18 protein-coding genes and 1 tRNA gene are annotated in these 20087 nt (G+C 38.7%); 10 read left to right on the top strand and 9 right to left on the bottom strand.

The window, feature by feature from the left end; genetic code table 11:
- Window positions 1-237: 237 nt before the first annotated feature.
- Both FXN70_RS00295 and FXN70_RS00290 read left to right on the top strand, forming a co-directional pair.
- A complete protein-coding gene (locus FXN70_RS00295) occupies window positions 238-945 on the top strand; it encodes an SIMPL domain-containing protein (RefSeq protein ID WP_324645429.1) in 708 nt (235 codons plus the stop codon).
- A gap of 27 nt (window positions 946-972) precedes the next feature.
- Window positions 973-1335 (top strand): hypothetical protein, encoded by a 363-nt coding sequence (locus tag FXN70_RS00290; RefSeq protein WP_324645428.1) that lies wholly within the window; start codon window positions 973-975, stop codon window positions 1333-1335.
- Between the two features lie 30 nt (window positions 1336-1365).
- On the opposite strand, the gene FXN70_RS00285 is transcribed toward FXN70_RS00290, so the two are convergent.
- On the bottom strand, window positions 1366-2460 hold the full coding sequence (locus tag FXN70_RS00285) for an acyl-CoA desaturase (RefSeq protein ID WP_324645427.1): 1095 nt from the start codon (window positions 2458-2460) through the stop codon (window positions 1366-1368).
- 15 nt (window positions 2461-2475) lie between these two features.
- A complete protein-coding gene (locus FXN70_RS00280) occupies window positions 2476-3543 on the bottom strand; it encodes an iron-sulfur cluster-binding domain-containing protein (protein ID WP_324645426.1) in 1068 nt (355 codons plus the stop codon).
- Window positions 3544-3703: 160 nt separating this feature from the next.
- On the opposite strand from FXN70_RS00280, the gene fabR reads away from it, so the two are divergent.
- Window positions 3704-4384, top strand: a complete 681-nt coding sequence (gene fabR / locus FXN70_RS00275) for an HTH-type transcriptional repressor FabR (RefSeq protein ID WP_324645425.1) — start codon at window positions 3704-3706, stop codon at window positions 4382-4384.
- A gap of 190 nt (window positions 4385-4574) precedes the next feature.
- Window positions 4575-5588 carry an AI-2E family transporter gene (locus tag FXN70_RS00270; RefSeq protein ID WP_324645424.1) on the top strand — a complete coding sequence of 338 codons (1014 nt, stop codon included), beginning with the start codon at window positions 4575-4577 and terminating at the stop codon, window positions 5586-5588.
- Between the two features lie 329 nt (window positions 5589-5917).
- Here FXN70_RS00270 and rapA read toward each other — a convergent pair whose 3' ends face one another.
- From rapA to FXN70_RS00240, 6 genes are all read right to left on the bottom strand, one after another.
- Entirely contained in the window at window positions 5918-8755 is a 2838-nt protein-coding gene (rapA, locus tag FXN70_RS00265; RefSeq protein ID WP_324645423.1) for an RNA polymerase-associated protein RapA, read from the bottom strand.
- 125 nt (window positions 8756-8880) lie between these two features.
- Complete coding sequence (locus FXN70_RS00260; RefSeq protein WP_324645422.1) at window positions 8881-9522, bottom strand: RluA family pseudouridine synthase; 642 nt, start codon at window positions 9520-9522, stop codon at window positions 8881-8883.
- 279 nt (window positions 9523-9801) lie between these two features.
- A complete protein-coding gene (gene hemL, locus FXN70_RS00255; RefSeq protein WP_324645421.1) occupies window positions 9802-11100 on the bottom strand; it encodes a glutamate-1-semialdehyde 2,1-aminomutase in 1299 nt (432 codons plus the stop codon).
- A 47-nt stretch (window positions 11101-11147) separates the two neighbouring features.
- Entirely contained in the window at window positions 11148-11756 is a 609-nt protein-coding gene (locus tag FXN70_RS00250; RefSeq protein WP_324645420.1) for a thiamine phosphate synthase, read from the bottom strand.
- 91 nt (window positions 11757-11847) lie between these two features.
- Window positions 11848-12654 (bottom strand): OmpW/AlkL family protein, encoded by an 807-nt coding sequence (locus tag FXN70_RS00245; protein ID WP_324645419.1) that lies wholly within the window; start codon window positions 12652-12654, stop codon window positions 11848-11850.
- Window positions 12655-12842: 188 nt separating this feature from the next.
- Window positions 12843-13583 (bottom strand): OmpW/AlkL family protein, encoded by a 741-nt coding sequence (locus FXN70_RS00240; protein ID WP_324645418.1) that lies wholly within the window; start codon window positions 13581-13583, stop codon window positions 12843-12845.
- 316 nt (window positions 13584-13899) lie between these two features.
- Between FXN70_RS00240 and FXN70_RS00235 the strand changes: the two genes are divergently transcribed.
- Complete coding sequence (locus FXN70_RS00235; protein WP_324645417.1) at window positions 13900-15342, top strand: CYTH domain-containing protein; 1443 nt, start codon at window positions 13900-13902, stop codon at window positions 15340-15342.
- A 61-nt stretch (window positions 15343-15403) separates the two neighbouring features.
- Here the strand turns inward: FXN70_RS00235 and FXN70_RS00230 are convergent, their stop codons facing one another.
- Window positions 15404-16036 carry a hypothetical protein gene (locus tag FXN70_RS00230; RefSeq protein WP_324646031.1) on the bottom strand — a complete coding sequence of 211 codons (633 nt, stop codon included), beginning with the start codon at window positions 16034-16036 and terminating at the stop codon, window positions 15404-15406.
- Window positions 16037-16142: 106 nt separating this feature from the next.
- Between FXN70_RS00230 and FXN70_RS00225 the strand changes: the two genes are divergently transcribed.
- From FXN70_RS00225 to queF, 5 genes are all read left to right on the top strand, one after another.
- A complete protein-coding gene (locus FXN70_RS00225; protein ID WP_324645416.1) occupies window positions 16143-16526 on the top strand; it encodes a DUF3144 domain-containing protein in 384 nt (127 codons plus the stop codon).
- 254 nt (window positions 16527-16780) lie between these two features.
- Window positions 16781-16856 (top strand) — tRNA-Arg (locus tag FXN70_RS00220).
- A gap of 693 nt (window positions 16857-17549) precedes the next feature.
- Window positions 17550-18485 carry an ABC transporter ATP-binding protein gene (locus FXN70_RS00215; protein ID WP_324645415.1) on the top strand — a complete coding sequence of 312 codons (936 nt, stop codon included), beginning with the start codon at window positions 17550-17552 and terminating at the stop codon, window positions 18483-18485.
- Window positions 18482-19255 (top strand): ABC transporter permease, encoded by a 774-nt coding sequence (locus tag FXN70_RS00210; protein ID WP_324645414.1) that lies wholly within the window; start codon window positions 18482-18484, stop codon window positions 19253-19255. Before FXN70_RS00215 ends, FXN70_RS00210 begins: the two co-directional genes overlap by 4 nt.
- Window positions 19252-20067 carry an NADPH-dependent 7-cyano-7-deazaguanine reductase QueF gene (queF, locus tag FXN70_RS00205; protein WP_324645413.1) on the top strand — a complete coding sequence of 272 codons (816 nt, stop codon included), beginning with the start codon at window positions 19252-19254 and terminating at the stop codon, window positions 20065-20067. Before FXN70_RS00210 ends, queF begins: the two co-directional genes overlap by 4 nt.
- Window positions 20068-20087 lie beyond the last annotated feature (20 nt).

Here is a 20087-nt window from a genome sequence, read left to right as displayed (position 1 = left end):
TGTGGAAATTTAAAACAACTGAGTGTTTTTTAATAAAAAAGTTGCAATAAAAAACACCGATTTATTTAATCAAAATTAAAGCATCTTTTTTATTTCATCTGCTTAAAATCTTACAAAGAATCTACAAAATTTTGCATTCATTAATATCAAAAACTCTACCATAAGCGATATCGGCATTCTGTTATTAAATTTATCGCTATTATTAGACACAAACATACTTTTTAAATAGGAAACTCTATGCACACTTTACTAAAGTCAGGAATATTGGTTTTGGCCAGCGCACTCAGTTGTGCAAGCTTTGCGCAAGAAGAACCACAACGCAATAACATGATTAACTTACAGGCCACTGCTTCGCGCCAAGTACAAAATGATGAAATGCAAGTGGTTTTATATATTGAAAAAAGCAACAAGCAGCCCGCGGCACTCGCTACAGAAGTAACACAAATAATGAATCAGGCACTCAATACAGCCAAAGCTTATCCTCAAGTTAAAACAACAACAGGCACACAAACCACCCAGCCCATTTATGATGACAAAAACAAACTGAAAGAATGGCGTTCTCGTGCAGAATTACGCCTAGAAGGTACTGATTTTAAAGCAGTTAGCGAATTGGTCAGTCAATTACAAAATAATTTCCAAACCCAAAGCATTCAATTTAATGTGTCAGATAATTTACGTCGCAAAGTTGAAAATGAGCTAATGATTGAAGCATCAAAGCAATTTCAACAACGTGCAGAAAGTCTTACCAAAGTTTGGAATAAAACCAATTATCAATTGGTCAATTTAAATATCAATAGTCAAAACAACAACTATCCTCAGGCCTATTTCCGAGCCAATTTAATGCTCAAAGCCAGTGCCGATAGTGAAGCTGCACCTGCACAAAACATGGCTGCAGGTGAAACCAAATTTAATGTAACCGCTGATGGTGCAATCCAGTTAAAATAAAACACATTGATTAAACTGAGCATTTGCATGAAATCTTTTTACGCCCATCATATCTCGTGCAGCCATGATGATGATGTTTTTAACATTGGTCTAGCGGATGATGAATTTGACCCTGTCGATTTTGTCATTTTAAGTCGTTTTGAAGAAGCAGGCACAAGCCCAGATGAGCAAATTGGCTTGCTTGTGAATGACAGTGAGCTTGAGTTTAAAAATGCGATTGTATTAATTCGCTGTTTTGACATGCAAGTGGTCATTGAACTGAGCACTGACGTTGCCGAAGAATTAGAATATGACAGCATTCATATTGAGTTAACTGAACAACGAGATGAAGTCCGTCAAGCCCTAAAAACATTATTGCGCGGTTCAAGTATTCCATTAAAGTTCAATTAAAAAAAAGCGCAGTTTTCACTGCGCTTTTTTTCATTTTTTAAACGGTAATGCGTATTTGAAAATTCGTCCAATCACTTGACCATATTGCTTAAACAAACTGGCATTATTGTAGTTCAAACCATATTTTTTACACACAGCTTCTACTTTAGGTCCCATCTGACGGTAACGGCGTGCAGGAATTTCAGGATACAAATGATGTTCTATTTGATGACTCAAATGTCCTGTCAAAATATGAAATATCTCAGAGCCTTTTAAGTTTGACGAACCACGAATCTGACGCATATACCAATGTCCACGACTTTCATTTTGCAACACCGTTTTTGGAAAAACTTCGGCATCTTTAGTGAAATGTCCACAAAAAATAATACTAAACGTCCATATATTACGAATACCGTTCGCCACCATATTGCCACAAAGCACAGGTAGCGCATTTGGCCCTGCAATTAAAGGGAAAAAAACATAGTCTTTAAACAATTGCTTGGCTATTTTTTTCTGAACAGGTTGCCATTCATTCCACAACTCTTTAACAGTTTTACGCCCAAATAAAACCCGACCAAGTTCTAAATTCTGAATCGCAACACCCCACTGGAACAATAAACAAAATGGAATACTGTATAAAGGCTGCAATAAGTGACCTTTTTTCCAACGCTGTTCTGGAAATAAGCGAATTAAGCCATAACCAATATCATCATCCATGCCTCTAATATTGGTATAGGTATGATGCTTATAGTTATGCGTTTGTCGCCAGTTATCGCCTGTTCCGACAATATCCCACTCGTAATCTTGGCCTTTAAATTTCGGATCGTTCATCCAGTCATATTGCCCATGCATGACATTATGACCAACTTCCATATTCTCTAAAATTTTAGAGATACCCAATAAGCCTGTACCCAATAGCCATGCAGGTGGAAACCATCCTGCAAATAACAACGCACGCCCTGCAATGCCTGTATAACGTACCGCCGAATATACACGACGAATATATTTGGCATCTTGCTCACCAATTTGGTCAAGCACGTCTTGTTTAATTTGGTCAAGTTCTTGCGCAAATGCATCAAGCTGCGCTGGGGTTAAATCACGGTTTTTTGGATTTTTAAAATATTGCGTTTGGACATGCATATTCATCTTTTTTATCTCGCCTTATAGATCCAAAACTAAATCACTTTTTGCAGAATTGACACAAATACGCAGTAAATTGGCAGGTTCTGCATTTTCACTACCATTTCCTACATGTTTGGTCACACCGCTGACTTTGGTACAAGCACATTTATTACAAATACCCATCCGACAACCATGTACAGGTTTCACATTGGCTTGCTCTAAAGCATCCAACAAGGGTTGACCTTTGGCAACACGAAGAATTTTTTGAGACTTAGTTAAAACAATTTCAACATCACCTTCGTCATCAAAACTCATTGGCGTTAAACTAAATGCTTCAGCTTCAAACTTTTTCGCATGCACAAATAACTGTTCAGCATTTTGCACAAAGCCCGATGGGCCACAAGCCAAGACCTGTGCCTGCGCGACATCTTTCAAACCATCAACATGTTGCTGATTTAAGCGCGCCGCAGCGGGCTCATCACGCGTACAAAAGGCTGAAAATTGAAAATTCGGATATTGTTGTTGCCATACTTCAAAGCGGTCTTTAAACGCCAAACCGGTCGCATGCTGCGCCCAATACAGTAAATGTATTTGATAATTTTTCAGCTGATTGGTTTGATCTAAAAAAGACAACAGGCTCAACATTGGGGTAATCCCACTACCTGCCGCAAGTAAAATCAGCGGTTGAGAAGCATCAGGCAATCGCATATCACCATAAGGCTGTGCAAATTCTACAATATCGCCAATTTTTGCCTGATCACACAACCAAGAACTCACCAAGCCTTGTTCAACTTTTTTAACGGTTAAAACCACTTGATTGGGTGCAATTTGAGTCAAACTATAGGTTCGCTCATAACGGCGACCTTCTATTTCAACAATGACAGGATGATGTTGCCCTGCTGTGCCATAATCCATGTGACGATTACACAACAAAGTCAGACTATAGGTTTGATCTGCAACGTGTTGTTTGTGAACAATTCGCCCAAGCATTTGATCGGTTGACCATAATGGGTTGATTTTTTTTAACCAAAAATTCACCGCACGTTGATCAATAATCGAATCAGAAAAAAAGTCGATTAATGGATTTTTTCGTTGTAGTGCATACATTGCAGGTCATCTCAATTCTGCCTTTTTAATTATTATACACATGTATATATATTTGTATAGCATTTCTAATCGAACGAAACAAATCTTTGCACTATTCCTTATCTGCTCAGTCTAGGGCATAATTCTAAGTTATTATTTGCTTTATTTTACATGGACGTTCATGTCGTTACTTGCAGAAACCCAAACCCAAAATACTCAATCTGAATCTCAGGTTAAAGTTTCACGTGGGGCAGGCAGACGAGCAACCATCACCAAAGAAGAATTATTCCAAGCCACGCTAAACTTAATTGGCCCACAAAAAAGTATTTCATCTTTAAGCTTACGTGAAGTTGCACGTGAAGCTGGCATTGCACCCAATAGTTTTTATCGTCATTTTAAAGACATTGATGAACTTGCAATTGCACTGATTAATCGTGCGGGTTTGGTACTGCGTAAAATTATTCGCGAAGCACGCTTACAAGCCAATAAACAAGACAGCATTATCCAAAGTTCAATTGAAGTTTTTTTACAACAGCTCAATGCAGATGAAGGCAATTTAGGCTTGTTGTTACGCGAAGGCTATACCGGATCAAACTCATACAAACAAGCAGTTGAACAACAGCTCAGTTTTTTTCAGCAAGAGTTGCAAGAAGACTTAATTCGCTTGGAACGATTAAATCATAACAAACTGTTTTATCCCGACTTAGCCGCCCAAGCCATCACTCAATTGGTGTTTAATATGGGTGCAAAAGTACTCGATTTATCTATTCAAGAACGTGAGCAAGTCGCACAGCAAACCATGATTATGATTCGAATGATTTTAGAAGGTTCCCGCCATTTAGATACCGCTCGAATTAGCTAACCCCCAACATCCAGATCAGAAAATCCACACTAGAAAGTTTTTTAATTTCATACTTTTTAGCATATCTAACTCAATGCTAACGCGTTAGAATAAGAAAACTTCAGTATGCAAAATGCACATTGTGCTAACAACTGGCAAGACTGTTTGTGTCATTAAAATACATCATAAATTTATTTTAGGCTCCGCTATCATGAACCTTCTGCGTGATAAACCCGCTGTTTTAGCAAGCTATATTCTTATTTTTGTCAGTCTAGTGGCAATCATTCCATTGCACCTCTTACCAAGCTTTTTTTCTGGTTTTATCATCTACGAAATTATTAATGCATTAAGCAAAGTAATTGACCGTTATATTGATAGTCATCGTGCCAAATTGATTATTAGTGTCGCACTCAGTGTAATTATTGTGTCATTATTGGTTTCACTTTCAACTGCACTGATTAGCTTTGTCGTTCATGATGTACAAGGCACGGGCATCTCAACAGTCGGGGCAAAAGCAGATCAAGCACTAGAACAGCTTAGACTTGAAGTCTCCAAATACCTACCGATGTCAATTCCAAGTAGCGTAACTGATCTTAAAAATGAAATCTTTGCACTACTTAAAGATAATGTCGCGATTTTACAGCATACAGGCTCTGATATTTTACATAATTTAGCCACTATGCTGATTGGGATGATAATTGGGATTTTAGTGTCTTTGCATAATTTTAGTGCTGCCCCACAACCTGCGTTCAAATTAGCTTTATTACAACGGATTGACAAACTCTCGTTGTCGTTTCGTAATGTAGTTTTTGCACAATTTCAAATTTCATTAATTAACACAGCACTGTTTATTGTCTTTGTATTTCTACTATTGCCTTTGTTTCATGTGGAATTGCCTTTTGCCAAAACCTTAGTCATTTTAACCTTCCTTTTTGGCTTAATTCCAATTGCGGGCAATTTAATGTCAAATACATTAATTATTCTTGCAGGATTAACCGTATCACTTCCCGTTGCAGGTGCAGCACTGGCCTATTTGGTGATTATTCATAAACTTGAATATTTTGTGAATGCCAAAATTGTCGGAGGTAAAATTAATGCCAAAGCATGGGAAGTATTATTGGCCATGTTGGTATTTGAATCCATCTTTGGTTTTGGTGGGTTAATTGCAGCACCCATTTTTTATGCTTATTTAAAGCGTGAATTACGCGATGCAGGTTTAATTTAAAATTCTGTTTGTTTATAAAAAGCTCCCTGCACATGCAGGGTTTTTATGTACATTTAATTTTACAGTCCACTTAATCGTACTGCATGGATTGCAACATCGATTCAGGATCATATTTAAATTTGAGCATTCATGGCTGACATTATTGCCGATAATTTTTTGAAAAACCAAATTAACTTAGTGTTAAAGCAAACAAAAATAAAATCGTTTCCATAAAAATTCTGCTTATCTCATCACCATGATTTTAATCATCTTGTATTCGCACAAAATTAAAAAGGCGCTCATTTATAGCGCCTTTTTTATTTAAAAATTTAACTCAAACTGCATTGATATTAAGGCTTAACCACCACCAACACTTGAATCGCTTCAGGCGTTAATGCTAAGCCATTTAGCAAGCTCAAACCTTCTTGCTGTAATTTTTGCAAACGCTCAATCTCATCTTGGCGAATACTTGAATTGAACTGTTTTAAATACATTAAACGCTCAATTTCATATTGCCACTGTTGACCATACACCGTTTTGGCTTGATTAATTAAGTCAGGCAATGCAGTTTTAGCTTGCTCAAGTGCTTGCTTATAACGTGCCTCAATAATTTCACGGCGAGCTTTCACCACTTGGCGACAACTGTTGCCATCTAAATGATGTAAATACGGTTTTAAAATTGCAGGATCAATTTTGGCAGACAAATCTTGCCCTGTTTCACTTAACAACACCCGTACCAATTGTTTCGGCAAGCTTGCAGACAAATTCAGTGCTTTAGGTGCAATCACATCTAACTTAAACCAAACTTCAAGCAATACCGAACCTTGTTTTAACGCATTCGACTTGAGCAACGCCACGTTGGTACTACCAAACGATTGGGTGTTGATCATTTCCATCACGCTTTCAATGAATGGATGCTCAAGAGTTAAATATTGTGCATCTTCACGAATTTGTGCTTGGTCACGATAAAACGTTGCTGTGATGCCTTCTTCATCTAAAGTTAAACCTTGAACCTGCATTTGGTCAGTGGGCTTAATAATTACCGTACCATTACTTTGCTCATCAAAGTCGATATTGGTCGATGACATAAAGCGTTTGACGAACATCGGCAAAGTGGTGTTATCGTCGTAATCTTCAAGCGCTTGTACAATTTCTTGCGATACCATTGGACGACATGAATTATATTCAAGCAAACGGTCACGTCCTGCTTGTAATTCAGCTTCAAGTGCTTCACGTTGCACATTGACCGCTTCAAGCAAATCATCAAACTGCTGTCCCATATCACTTAACAAACAATCTTTTAAGTCGACAATAAAGTTTTCTTGTAAGGTTTGTGCAGTAGGTGAAATATTGCCAAAAATATTTAAAGCTTCGTTGTACCAACGGAACATGCGTTCTTGTGCAGTACCCACCAAATACGGAATATGAATTTGGATGCGATTTTGCTGACCAATACGGTCTAAGCGCCCAATACGCTGCTCTAAAACGTCAGGGTTGGCAGGTAAATCAAATAAGACCAAATCACTCGCAAACTGGAAATTACGTCCTTCTGAACCAATCTCAGAACAAAGTAAAATTTGTGCACCATAGCTGTCTTCGGCAAAATAGGCTGCGGCTTGGTCACGTTCCAACAAACTCATCCCTTCGTGGAACATCGCGGTGCGAATGCCCGCATGTAAACGCAGTGCACTTTCCAAAGCTTCTACTACAGGGCCACTACGTGCAATGAGCAACACTTTTTTGTGTTTTAAATCTTTGCGTAGAGCCTCCATCAACCATCCCACACGTGGGTCAGTTTCCATCCATGAACCATCAAGGTGGCTTTCTTCAGGCCACATTTGCTCACGTAATTTGCCAGTTTTCGACCAATTTTCAGGTGCAGGTAATGCTACAGGTTGGCAATCTCGCCCAGGGAAACCTTGAATCGCTTCACGAGTATTACGAAATAAAACTCGCCCTGTACCATGACGGTCTAATAATTCGTGAATAGCTTGGTAGCGTTGTTCAGGCTGATCTTGGATTTTATGTCCAAGTAAGCCTTCTAATGCGTCTAAATGCTGTTCCGTTAAGGCTTCATCAGACATCAACACTTCGGCAATTTTGGCAGTATGTTGATACTGTGATTCTTCATCCAAGAAACGTTCTAAACTGCTAAAACGTTGTGGGTCTAATAAGCGTAAACGCGCGAAATGACTTTCGACACCCAATTGCTCAGGGGTTGCGGTCAGTAATAGTACGCCCGCGATTTTCTCGGCAAGTTCTTCAACTAAGTCGTACCGGTCATTACCGCCTTCTTCTTCGCTCCACATTAAGTGGTGCGCTTCATCGACCACTAGCAAATCAAAGCCTGCTTCTACCGCTTGCTCACGCAAATCTTCATGGTCAATCAATAAATCAACACTTGCGATGATACATTGCTCAGTTAAGAACGGATTCAATTCAGGATCATGTTCACGAATTGATGCAGTGCGGGTCAGATCAAACAATGAAAAATTCAAATTGAAACGGCGACGCATTTCAATCATCCATTGATATTGCAATGAATCGGGCACCAACACCAAAATACGTTCAGAGCGACCTGTTTTAAGCTGTTGATGAATAATCAAACCTGCTTCAATGGTTTTACCTAAACCAACTTCGTCGGCAAGCAAAACACGTGGTGCAAAACGCTTACCCACTTCGTGCGCAATATAAAGCTGATGCGGAATTAAACCGACGCGCGCGCCAATTAAGCCACGTAATGGACTGGTGTACATATTGGCTTGTAATTGCAACGCTTCAATACGTAGCTCATACCATGCTTTGGTGTCAATTTGACTTGCTAACAAACGGTCAAGTGGTTTAGATAACTGAATTTGTGCACCAACACGGGTTTCATTTAAGGCTTTACGCTCTTGTTCCCCATTTTCTAAACTGCGCACCACGTTATAGCGAATAACGCCAAAACGCTCATCAAACGACTCAACTGTCCACAACACACCTTCTTGGTCGTGGAGTTCATCGTTCACATTAAAAATAATCCGAGACAAAGGTGCATTGCTACGTGCGTAAACACGGGTTTCATCACTTTTAGGGAATAAAACACTGACTGAACGCTCATCGACATCGATTACAACGCCCAAACCAAGTTCTGTTTCTGTATCAGATAACCAGCGTTGACCAATAGCAAATTGTTGCAATTTTTTCACCTTTATTTCGTGTGTGTACCAAATTTTGGTAAAGCCGACTGGCTTCTCAAAATTTAGTGATATACAAATATTTTTGCACAACTCTTATCCAAAAACGAGTTGATACTGACAAATTTAAATCTTTTTTAAAATGGCACAGCACAATCAAAACTTAAAGTTTGACCTGTACGTGGGTGACTAAAGCTTAACTGTGCTGCATGTAAACATAACCGTGCTAACCATTGCTGTTGCTCTGGCGTTGCATATAAGGTATCGCCTACAATTGGATGCCCTAAATACTGCATATGCACTCGTAACTGATGTGAACGCCCTGTAATTGGTGTCAATTTCACCCGTGTTACAGCATTACCATTTATTTCAAAGTGTTCAATGGCTTGCCAATGCGTCAGTGCGGGTTTAGTGTGTGATGGGTCAACCATATGAAGTGGCGGACGAGTTGGGTCATATACAACAGGAATATCAATCGTGCCTTCACCAACTAAATGTCCTGCAACCACGGCTTGATAAATTTTTGCAGTCTGACGGTCTTGAAATTGCCGTGCAATTTGACTTTGTCCATGTTTGGTTAAACCAAACACCAAAATACCCGATGTATCTCGGTCTAAACGATGGATCAACAACGTATTCGGTTCGATTTCGACCAGACGTGTCAGCACGCTATCATGCAAATCGCCTTTACCTGGAACACTGAGTAAACCCGCAGGCTTATGAATGACCATAAAATCTTCATCACGATGAATCAGATGTTCGGTTAAAAAATGACTCAAAACGTTATCCAGACCGATCTCGAAAATAAGCGGGCAATGATAAAAAGCTTAGGGTAGAAATACAATAGAAAAGATGTACGAAATGCAATTCTTTTTGGCTTTTGTCAGCATGACATTCAAATATCACAATTGCCATTTCAATAGACCTCTTACATCATGCTTTACATCCTCTGTATTTTTCTTTCATACCAAGCAATAAAAAGGATTTATGCAAGAAGTTTATTGATGATTCTAACCATCAAAAAAAAGAGCAACGATGGGCGTTGCTCTTTAAACTATTTAGGCTTGTTTCATGGCAGCAAAAACTTCTTTTGCAACTTGCACCGTGTAGGCAATATCTTCATCTGAATGGGCATAGGAAATAAAACCTGCTTCAAATGCAGAAGGTGCTAAATGCACACCACGGTCTAACATGCCATGGAAAAACTGCTTAAATGCTTCAACATCACATTTTAGAATATCATCAAAACTGCTAATTTCGGTTTGATCGGTAAAATACAAACCAAACATTGCACCTGCTTGCTCAGTTTTAAGTGCAACACCTGTTTCATTGGCGACTTGCTGTAAACCTGTAAGAAGTTTCGCCAATTGCGCTTCTAATTTTGAATAAAAATTAGGCTGACGCAAATACTTAAACATGGTAATGCCTGCGCGCATCGCCAATGGATTTCCCGCCAAAGTCCCTGCTTGATATACCCCACCCAATGGTGCGATACATTGCATAATTTCACGTTTACCACCAAAGGCACCCACGGGTAGCCCTGCGCCAATAATTTTACCTAGCGTAGTTAAGTCCGGTTTTACATTGTAGTAGGCTTGCGCACCGCCTAATGCCACACGAAATCCCGTCATCACTTCATCAATAATAAAAACTGATTGATACTGATCACATACGTCACGAATTGTTTCCAAGAAACCTTGAATCGGTTTCACCAAATTCATGTTACCTGCAACTGGCTCGACAATAACACAAGCAATTTCTGCACCGTATTTCTCAAAACACGCTTTAATTGCTTCAATATCATTATATGGCAAAGTTAAAGTATGCTTGGCAAAATCGGCAGGCACGCCTTTAGACGTTGGCTCGCCCAAAGTGAGTAAGCCTGAACCCGCTTTCACTAACAGTGAATCTGAATGACCATGATAACAGCCTTCAAATTTCACAATTTTATCGCGCCCTGTATAACCACGTGCCAAACGAATTGCCGACATAGTCGCTTCAGTCCCCGAATTGGTCATTCGCACCATTTCAATTGACGGTACGATTTCACAAATGAGGTCAGCCAAGGTCGTTTCATGTACAGTGGGTGCACCAAAACTCAAACCATCTTCGGCAGCTTCTTGTACCGCCTTCACAATATCAGGATGTGAATGACCTAAAATCATTGGCCCCCATGAGCCAATGTAGTCAACATAACGTTTGCCATCTACATCCCACAAATAAGCACCTTGCGCTTTTTCAATAAAAATAGGTGTACCACCCACACCATTAAAAGCACGAACAGGTGAATTAACGCCACCTGGAATATGTTTACTGGCTTGTTTAAAGAGTTGCTCTTGTTTAGCAGATAAGCTCATGAAAAATCCAATCAAAAAGAACTGTTTGATGAAACAGCGGCTGTTTCTTAAAATAAGGCATCCCATGCTGCAATACGCTTAGGGATGTCTTGAACATTTAAGGCTAATATATCACTAATCACCGCGCAAAGGTCAGCACCCTGTTCAATCACCACTTTGGCATTTTCCACACTTAAGCCTCCAATCACACAAATGGGCAAATTAAATTCTTGATGGGCTTGTTGTAGCGTTACAAAATCTAAACGCCCAGCTTCAGGCTTACTAGATGTGGCATAAGCTGCACCGAATGCCACATAAGTTGCACCATCGTGAATGGCTTGACGAGCTAAATCCAGCGAGTTTAAACAGGTACGTCCGATCACCATACCCTCAGGCAAACATGCCAATGCCGTTTGAATATCACCGTCACTTTGCCCTAAATGCACACCTAAGCCAAATTGCGCTGCAAGCGAAATATCATCATTAATCACGAAAGGTGTTTGATATTTTTCACACAACTGTTTAATTTTCTCAACTTCAAACACTTGTTCCACTCTTATCACTTTCTTACGCCGATATTGCAAAATAGCCACTTTTTTTGTTGCTAATGCCACTTCTAATTTTTGTAATAGCAACAAAAAATCATCGTCATTGGTAATGAGATATAAACCACGCACAGCTCTTTCCTTGATGTTATTTAAAAACTGATCATAACAGCAAATAAAAAAGCCGAGATAAAATCTCGACTTTTTACATCACAATTAGTTTTTAGAAGCGGTAACCAATACCTAAATACGTCACAATCGGATTGATCTCGATATCACTTTCACCTTGAATAAATTCTGAGTTACCGTAAGTACTAGAACCAATATCTAACTTAGCACGTGTTTTAAGGTGTGCATAAGTGACTGAACCCGTCACAAACCAGTCTTTATTAATATTAAAGTCAGCACCAATGACAGCTACAGGTGCAACAGCATCATCAATTTTAACTTTGTTCACTGACAATCCTAACTGGCTTGCACCCACTTGGCTATTCAAACTACTGTCTACATTAGAACCTAATTTAAAGCCAGAAAAATGTGCATACATAATCCCTGCACCAACAAATGGTCGGAATTTACTCTCAACAGTACCAAACTGATATTTACCAATTAAAGCGGGCGTATACGCCTTAACTTTTCCTATATCACCCAAAGAGGAAAGATCAACGCCTGCGCCTGCATTTGCAGCCGAGATGCCTTTAAGAATAGTTCCCTTACCATCAATTTCCATTTTTGGCGGTACACCTGTGACCAACTCTAAAGACACATTGTCATTGACGTAATAGTCAAATAAAAGTGCAGCGGTGTCTGCATCTTTAATTTCAAAACCAGCAGTAGGTGAATTAATCGGTACAGGTGTTGATGTAACATTTAAGCTTCCAGATACACCCTGCGTCTTCCCTTGCGGCATAATATGCAACCAACCTGCTGACACAGAGAATGATTTACCATCTGAGGTAGCTGCATGGCTTGTGGTAAAAGCACAAGACAGTAATGCAGCAGGAATAAGTACTTTTACAATTTTTTTCATAACCAAACTTCCTTTAGTGGTGTTTTTTTTACCGTTAAATCGTGAATCCAATCACTTTTTCATTTTTTAGAATAATAACCCTAATTTTTTTAAATTAGCTGCTTTGTTTTGTGACCGATGAGGTCATTTTTCCCTCATCAGCCATTTGTTAAACAATGATCTTTTTTAATCAGTATTTACAATAGTACTTAGAAGCGATAACCCAAACCTAAGTAAGTCACAATTGGGTTGATTTCAATTTTGCTTGAACCTGTAAGTGTGCCTTGAGGTGTCACAACATCAAGTTTAGCATGGGTACTTAAATGCACATAACTTACAGATGCTGTAGCAAACCAATTTGAATTGATGTTGTAGTCTGCACCAACAAATGCAACAGGTGCAATCGTATCATCAATTTTCACATTTTGAATTGTTCCATGCAAGGCCTGTAGAGTCGGATCATTTTCAACTGAAGAATCTAACTTAAAGTTTGAAAAATGCGCATACATTAAGCCCGCGCCAATATAAGGACGCAATCTGCTATTTACAGGACCAAAAGTATATTTACCTGTTAACACTGGGCTATAAACTTTAACATCACCCACTTTTTTATTAATATCTAAGCCATTAGGCAAAATACCTTTAAGTAAGCTTCCTTTACCTTGAATATCCAATTTTGGTGGTGCGCCCAAAATTAGACCTAAGCTCACATTATCATCAACTAAATAATCAAGTTTAAGCTCAGCAGTGTCTGCATCTTCAAGCTCAAAACCAGAAGTACTATTAAATGGTAAACCTTTCGTTGCCACGCCTTGCGCTTTCCCTTGCGGCATAATGTGTGCCCAACCGGTAGACACTGCAACTGTTTTACCATCTGAAGTTTCTGCATGGCTTACTGCACTAATTGCCAATAACGCTGCTGGCAATACTGCCTTGATTACTTGGTTCATCATCATTTCCATCTATTATGTCGCAATAAAAGCAAGATACTTAAAAGTAGCTAGGTCTTGCTTGATTGCGGCAGATATTAGAATAATTACTTTAAAATACAATAGATGTTTTCTACCTCAAGTAAATTAAACAAACGAAAAGAGTAATATCCATTTGTTTTTAAAATGAAAAATTTAATTAAAGACTTTTCGTCAGCTGACATCATTTGCTCACTTTTAATCCACTAAAAAAATCATTCAGTATTAAACATATGAACTTTAGCTTAAATTAAGAAAATCGTTTTATAATCAAATCTCTTGCTGATGGGGAATCGATATGCATGAAGTTGAACTTAAATTACAAATTCCAACCGATCAATTTAATGCATTAAATAAAGCATTTTTAACAAAAACTACGCAAAAAATTGATTTACATGCCCGCTATTTTGATACTCAAGATAGCGCACTCGCCCAACATTTAATGGCAATTCGAATTCGTAAAGAAGGCGCACATTGGATTCAAACCTTTAAAAGTGCAGGAAAAAGTCATCTACAACGTTTTGAACATGAGCTCGACTTAGGCACAGCACTAGAAGCTCCAAATTTAGATTTAGAAATTTATCAGCAATATCCGCAAGCACTTGCATTATTAAATCAAGCCTTAGGCGATAATTGGCAGCAGTTAGAACTGCAATTTGAAACCATTGTGCAGCGTCATTACCGCATTATTCATTTAAATGGCTCAAAAATTGAAGTCTGTTTAGATTTAGGCACACTTAAAAGTCAGCAACAGCAGCGCAGCATTCAAGAGGTTGAATTTGAATTAAAATCGGGACAACTTACCGACTTAATTCAAATCACTGCCCAATGGGTCAAACGTTATCATTTATGGTTAGACGTTCGGAGTAAAGCCGAACGCGGGCATTTACTGGCACACGATAAAGTTGTTTCAGATGCAACTTTGGCAAAACCATACCAATTAGATCCAAACGTACATCCTGAAAATGCCTTAAAAGTAATAATTGCACAAAGTCTTGAACACATATTACCGAATGTTGCAGCAATTGCTGAGCAAGTTGCAACTATACAGCATATTCAACAAGCAAAAATCAGCATTCAACAGCTATATCATGTTCTAAAACACTTTGCACATTGGAGTCATCACAAGCTTACAGTTTGGGAAAAGCAGTTAAAAGCCTTAGCTTCCCAGCTCGAACAAGCAAATAATGAAGAGATATTTCATCAGCAAATTTTACCCAAAATACAACAGGCAGGCGTTCAATTTAAATTAGAAAAATCTGACTATACACAGCTACTCTCGCGTATTTTTCAAGATCCACTCACCACAAAATTATGGCTAGAACTGCTCGATTTTGCTTACACGCAAAATCAAAATGCGACATCAAAAAGTAATTTACACAAAAAAGCAGTTAAGATTCTGCAACCTTTAGAGCATCAAGCTGTGAAAAAAGTGAATCAATATCAGACGCTTGAACCGAAACAAAAACAAAGTTTGTCACAACACATTACGGCTTTAACCCATATTTTTAGCGCTGTAAGTAGCTTATATCCCGCAAAAGCGGCTCAAATCTATTACACCAAGTTGACAGCCACTCAAGCACAGCTTGAAAAATATCGCCAATTAAGATGGGCAAAAAAATGGCTAAAGACACAAACCCAAAATCAAGCTGTATTAAGTTGGTTAGATGCACAGCAAAATAAGCGCGATCAAAAAATTATCAAAAAACTTCGGCGTTTAGCAAAAAATCATCCATTTTAGTTGAACTTGCGTTCAGGTTTTGACCAAAAAACCTGAACGCAACTTTATATTAAACGTCTTTTTAACGATATTTTCCAAAAACTTTCCATGTGCTATTTTCTGCAAGTGGATCGCTATAACAATCACTCCGCTGTTTACGTGGTTTATCACGCGCATCAATCAGTTCAAAATGTGGTTCTACACTTAATACAATGCCATTCATATAAAATCGGGTACGCGTATAATCACTTTGCCCATGCTGAAAGACATAGGTGCGTAAATCGATAAATTCACGATGTGCAACCAATGCAGCAGTATCATCCGACTCAAGCCATACTTGCATACCACTGATTTGTTCGACTTCAAATGCTCCACATTTATCGAGCAACGTTGCTAAGCCCCGAAACGTTTTTGATTCTTTGGCACGTGTTTTATTTACACGGATGCGATCAACATGAAAATAAAAGAGTGGTAAATTTAAATGGCTTGGTAAATGCACTGCATCAAGTAACTCATCTTGCAAAAATGGACGGCATAGCATTTGAGCACGCTCGGTTAGAGTCTGCCACTTTGAAAAATATTGCTCGACTTGATTCGGCGTACCATAATAAATCGGTAATCCTTCTACCACTTGCAATTCTTGTGGTGGCCAAATTTCTTGGCGTAACAGTTGAATGTCTTGTTTTAAATTTTGTATTTCAATCGCATCTTGCATAGCAGGTTTCATCTTTACGCTTAGGCTATTTAAAGATTACGACAACGGTTTAGTTTCTGCAAGGCTTTGCCTATAATAGCGCTTCTTTGACCTTGGATATGGAAAGATGACGCAAAAAATTCAAGCAACGGATATCACCCAAGAAGAAGCTCAAAATGCCATGTTTTTTGAACGTGCTGATGAGTTTATTAAACTTGCCAATGATTTTTGCCGTCCTGCAAAAGGTGAAAAACCCGACCCTGCCGAAACACGTGGTCAAGTCAGTGCAGCCATGTTATTTGCCGCAGCACGTTTTAACAGTTGGGTTGCTGCCAATAATTTTAAAGATGGCAATGAAATGCGCGATGCCAAAGAACAAGTCATGGCCTATTTAATGCAACAATTTCAAATGATGTTAGACGATAATTTTGATGAATATTGCGAACAATTTGAAAACTATTTACGCTTTCGTAAGAATGAAGATTTTCATGCACATAAACATGATCATTAAATACTGTTTTTAAGACCGATTTTTATCGGTCTTTTTTATGTTATAGCTGAATACCAAAATATCTGACACGATGTCTTTTCTGTAAAATACTATTTTATCAGTCTTTAGGTCTATTAGTAGTTTCAGTAATCCGCTATAGATAAACTCGATTTCCTTAGACTTTTTAAAAATTTGCTTAAAGGATGAGCATAAACAATCCGTCCCGCACTTTATTGCTTTACCTTCAATTTTTTTTTGTTATGATGGCAATCGATGCGCTCATAGCTCAACTGGATAGAGTACAGGTCTCCGAAGCCTGTGGCGTGGGTTCGAGTCCCGCTGAGCGCACCATTTACACTCTTATAATAAAAATGCGCTAGCATCACTTTAGACCAACATTTCTCATTTCAGTTAAATTATGTCTTTTAATAATAAATGTATGTATCTCATCTGTTTTCTCCTACCATGCAGTATCTTCACCTTTCTAAATGTATTTAATGTTGGTTCTGTTACAGGATATGAACCATTTCTTTCAAATACCATTGTGGTCAGCGTTGCCTTAATTTATGCAATTTGCTTACATCTGACCAAAGCAATCGAAAGCTTATTACTTAAACAACCTCAACCCGAAGGCAACTTTGAAATTATCGCAACAGCATGTCTAAGCTTCTTTAGCCTTAGTCTGTTTAATTGGTATCTGTTCGGGAAACTACGCCCACTGATACCACAAACCTTAGATATTGCTCCTTTTATGTTGCTGTGTATGAGCTTATCAGCCTCAACTTGCTTCATTTTCCTTTTACTCCGAATCAGCCTTCCCGCCAATCGTAATCATATCTACATCCGCCTGACTGCCTCCACTATCATAAACTATGTTTTAGCAATGATTGTTCTTATCATCTTCTTAAATTCGCCCGTTTAACTTCATTTTTTACTCAATTGCTCCAAACCCAATAAATGAAACACAGAGTTTCACCCGCTTTGCTTGGTTTATACGCAAAGATCGCTCACAATAGACAGAATTTTCATTCTCAAGAGAACGATATGACGCATGCGTTAATGCTCAAAGACGTATCTAAGACGTATAAAAATGGTTTCCAAGCCCTAAAAGGCATTAATCTTGAAGTCCCTGAAGGAGAATTTTATGCTCTATTAGGTCCAAATGGTGCAGGAAAATCCACGACCATTAGCATTATTAGCTCGCTCATAAAAAAAACATCAGGCACAGTTGAAATTTTTGGACACAGCCTAGATACCGCTGCATCTCTTGCCAAACAGCAATTGGGCATTGTGCCGCAAGAATTCAATTTTGGCCACTTTGAAAAACCCTTCGACATTTTAGTCACCCAAGCTGGCTATTATGGTATTGGCAAAAAAGTAGCCGAGCAACGCGCCGAATATTATTTAGAAAAACTTGGCTTATGGAGCAAACGCAATGTGCAATCACGCATGATGTCGGGCGGAATGAAACGCCGCTTGATGATTGCCCGTGCCATGATGCATGAACCCAAATTACTGATTCTAGATGAACCAACCGCAGGAGTCGATATCGAACTCAGACGTTCAATGTGGGATTTTTTAATTGAAATGAACAACAATGGGACGTCCATTATTTTAACCACACACTATCTAGAAGAAGCTGAAAGTTTGTGCCGTCAAATTGCCATCATCGACCAAGGTGTAATTAAAGAAAATACCAGCATGAAGGCCTTTTTAAGTCAACTGAATGAAGAATCCTTTATTTTTGATTTAGCTGCGCCAATTGAACCCCTACATATTGATTTAATTGGCATTCAATTCAATCTGATTGACCCAATGACCTTAGAAGTCAAAATGGATAAATCGCATAGTTTAAATGAGATTTTTCAATTGTTTGAAAATTTAGGTATTCAAGTACGCAGTATGCGCAACAAAGCTAATCGTCTAGAAGAACTTTTTGTCAGAATGGTCGAGAAAAACCTACAGGAGGCAAACGCATGAATTTCCAACAATTGCAAATTGCCCTTTGGACTTTAGTTCACAAAGAAATTCGCCGTTTCTTACGCATTTGGCCCCAGACATTACTACCACCTGCCATCACCATGACTTTATATTTTGTGATTTTTGGCAATTTAGTCGGTTCACGCATCGGGCAAATGGGCGGCTTTAGTTACATTCAATTTATTGTGCCGGGCTTAGTAATGATGTCGGTAATTACCAACAGCTATGCCAACGTCTGTTCAAGCTTTTTTAGCGCCAAATTTCAACACAGTATTGAAGAACTCATCGTTAGTCCTATTCCACTAAGCTTAATTTTATGGGGTTATGTGATTGGTGGTGTATGCCGTGGCGTTTTAGTCGGATTTATTGTCACCTTAGTGAGTCTATTTTTCACCGACCTGCATCTTCATAATTTATTTGTGACAATTTACACTGTCATCATCACCAGTTTATTATTTTCAATTGCGGGCTTTATTAATGCCTTTTATGCCCGTTCATTTGATGATATTTCAATTATCCCAACCTTTGTTCTGACTCCACTTACCTATTTAGGTGGTGTATTCTATGCCATTAGTGCATTAAGTCCTTTTTGGCAAAAATTATCGCTGATTAACCCCATTGTTTATATGGTCAATGCCTTCCGTTATGGCATTTTGGGACATAGCGATATTAATGTCAGCATTTCTTTAGTCGTTATGAGTTTATTCTGTGCCGTATTTTATGGTTTTGCATACTATTTATTGGCACGTGGTTCAGGAATCCGCGAATGAGTGTAGAAAAATCATTATTGGGTAAAGAAACCCAGTACCCAACCCAATATCAGCCCGAAATTTTATTTCCAATTGCACGTGCACCTTCACGCGTTAATTATGCTGATGTTACAGGCATTCGCCAAGGTCAAGATTGGTGGCACGTATTTGAATTGTCTTGGTTAAACAGCAATGGTTTACCGCAAGTGGCGATTGGTCGTTTAAGCTTACCTGCGACATCACCCAATCTCATCGAGTCTAAATCGCTCAAGCTTTACTTTAACAGTTTGAACTTTACCCGTTTTGACTCAACCGAGCAGCTCATTGCCACCGTTGAAGCCGATTTATCCAAAGCTGCCGAAGCCAATGTGACATTAACATTGCTGAATGCCAATGATTTAGCTGTATCACAACCGCAAGGCATTTGTTTAGACCAACAAGTACCAAGCAAACTTTCAGAACATCCTGATGCGAATTTGCTTCAATTTGCGGCAGATGACAGCATTATTGAGCAACAGTTCTATTCTAATTTACTGCGCAGTAATTGCCCCGTTACAGGACAACCCGATTGGGGTACGGTGTTTATTCGCTACCGTGGCAAAAAACCGTGCCTAGACAGTCTATTGGCCTACATTATTTCATATCGACAACACAATGGTTTTCATGAACAATGTGTAGAACAAATGTTTGCCGATATTTGGCAAAATTTACAGCCAGAACAACTGATGGTTTATGCAGCATACACACGCCGTGGTGGCTTAGATATTAATCCATGCCGTGTATCTGACCTTGCTTGGCTACCGACCCAACCTGTGCGTTTGGCACGACAATAATTGACGCTTAAAGGATAAAA

Origin of the sequence: Acinetobacter sp. MD2, from assembly GCF_035615575.1 — a bacterium.
Lineage (GTDB): Bacteria > Pseudomonadota > Gammaproteobacteria > Pseudomonadales > Moraxellaceae > Acinetobacter.
The sequence above is the reverse complement of the archived record's forward strand: the minus strand, read 5'-3'. Positions and strand labels throughout refer to the sequence as shown.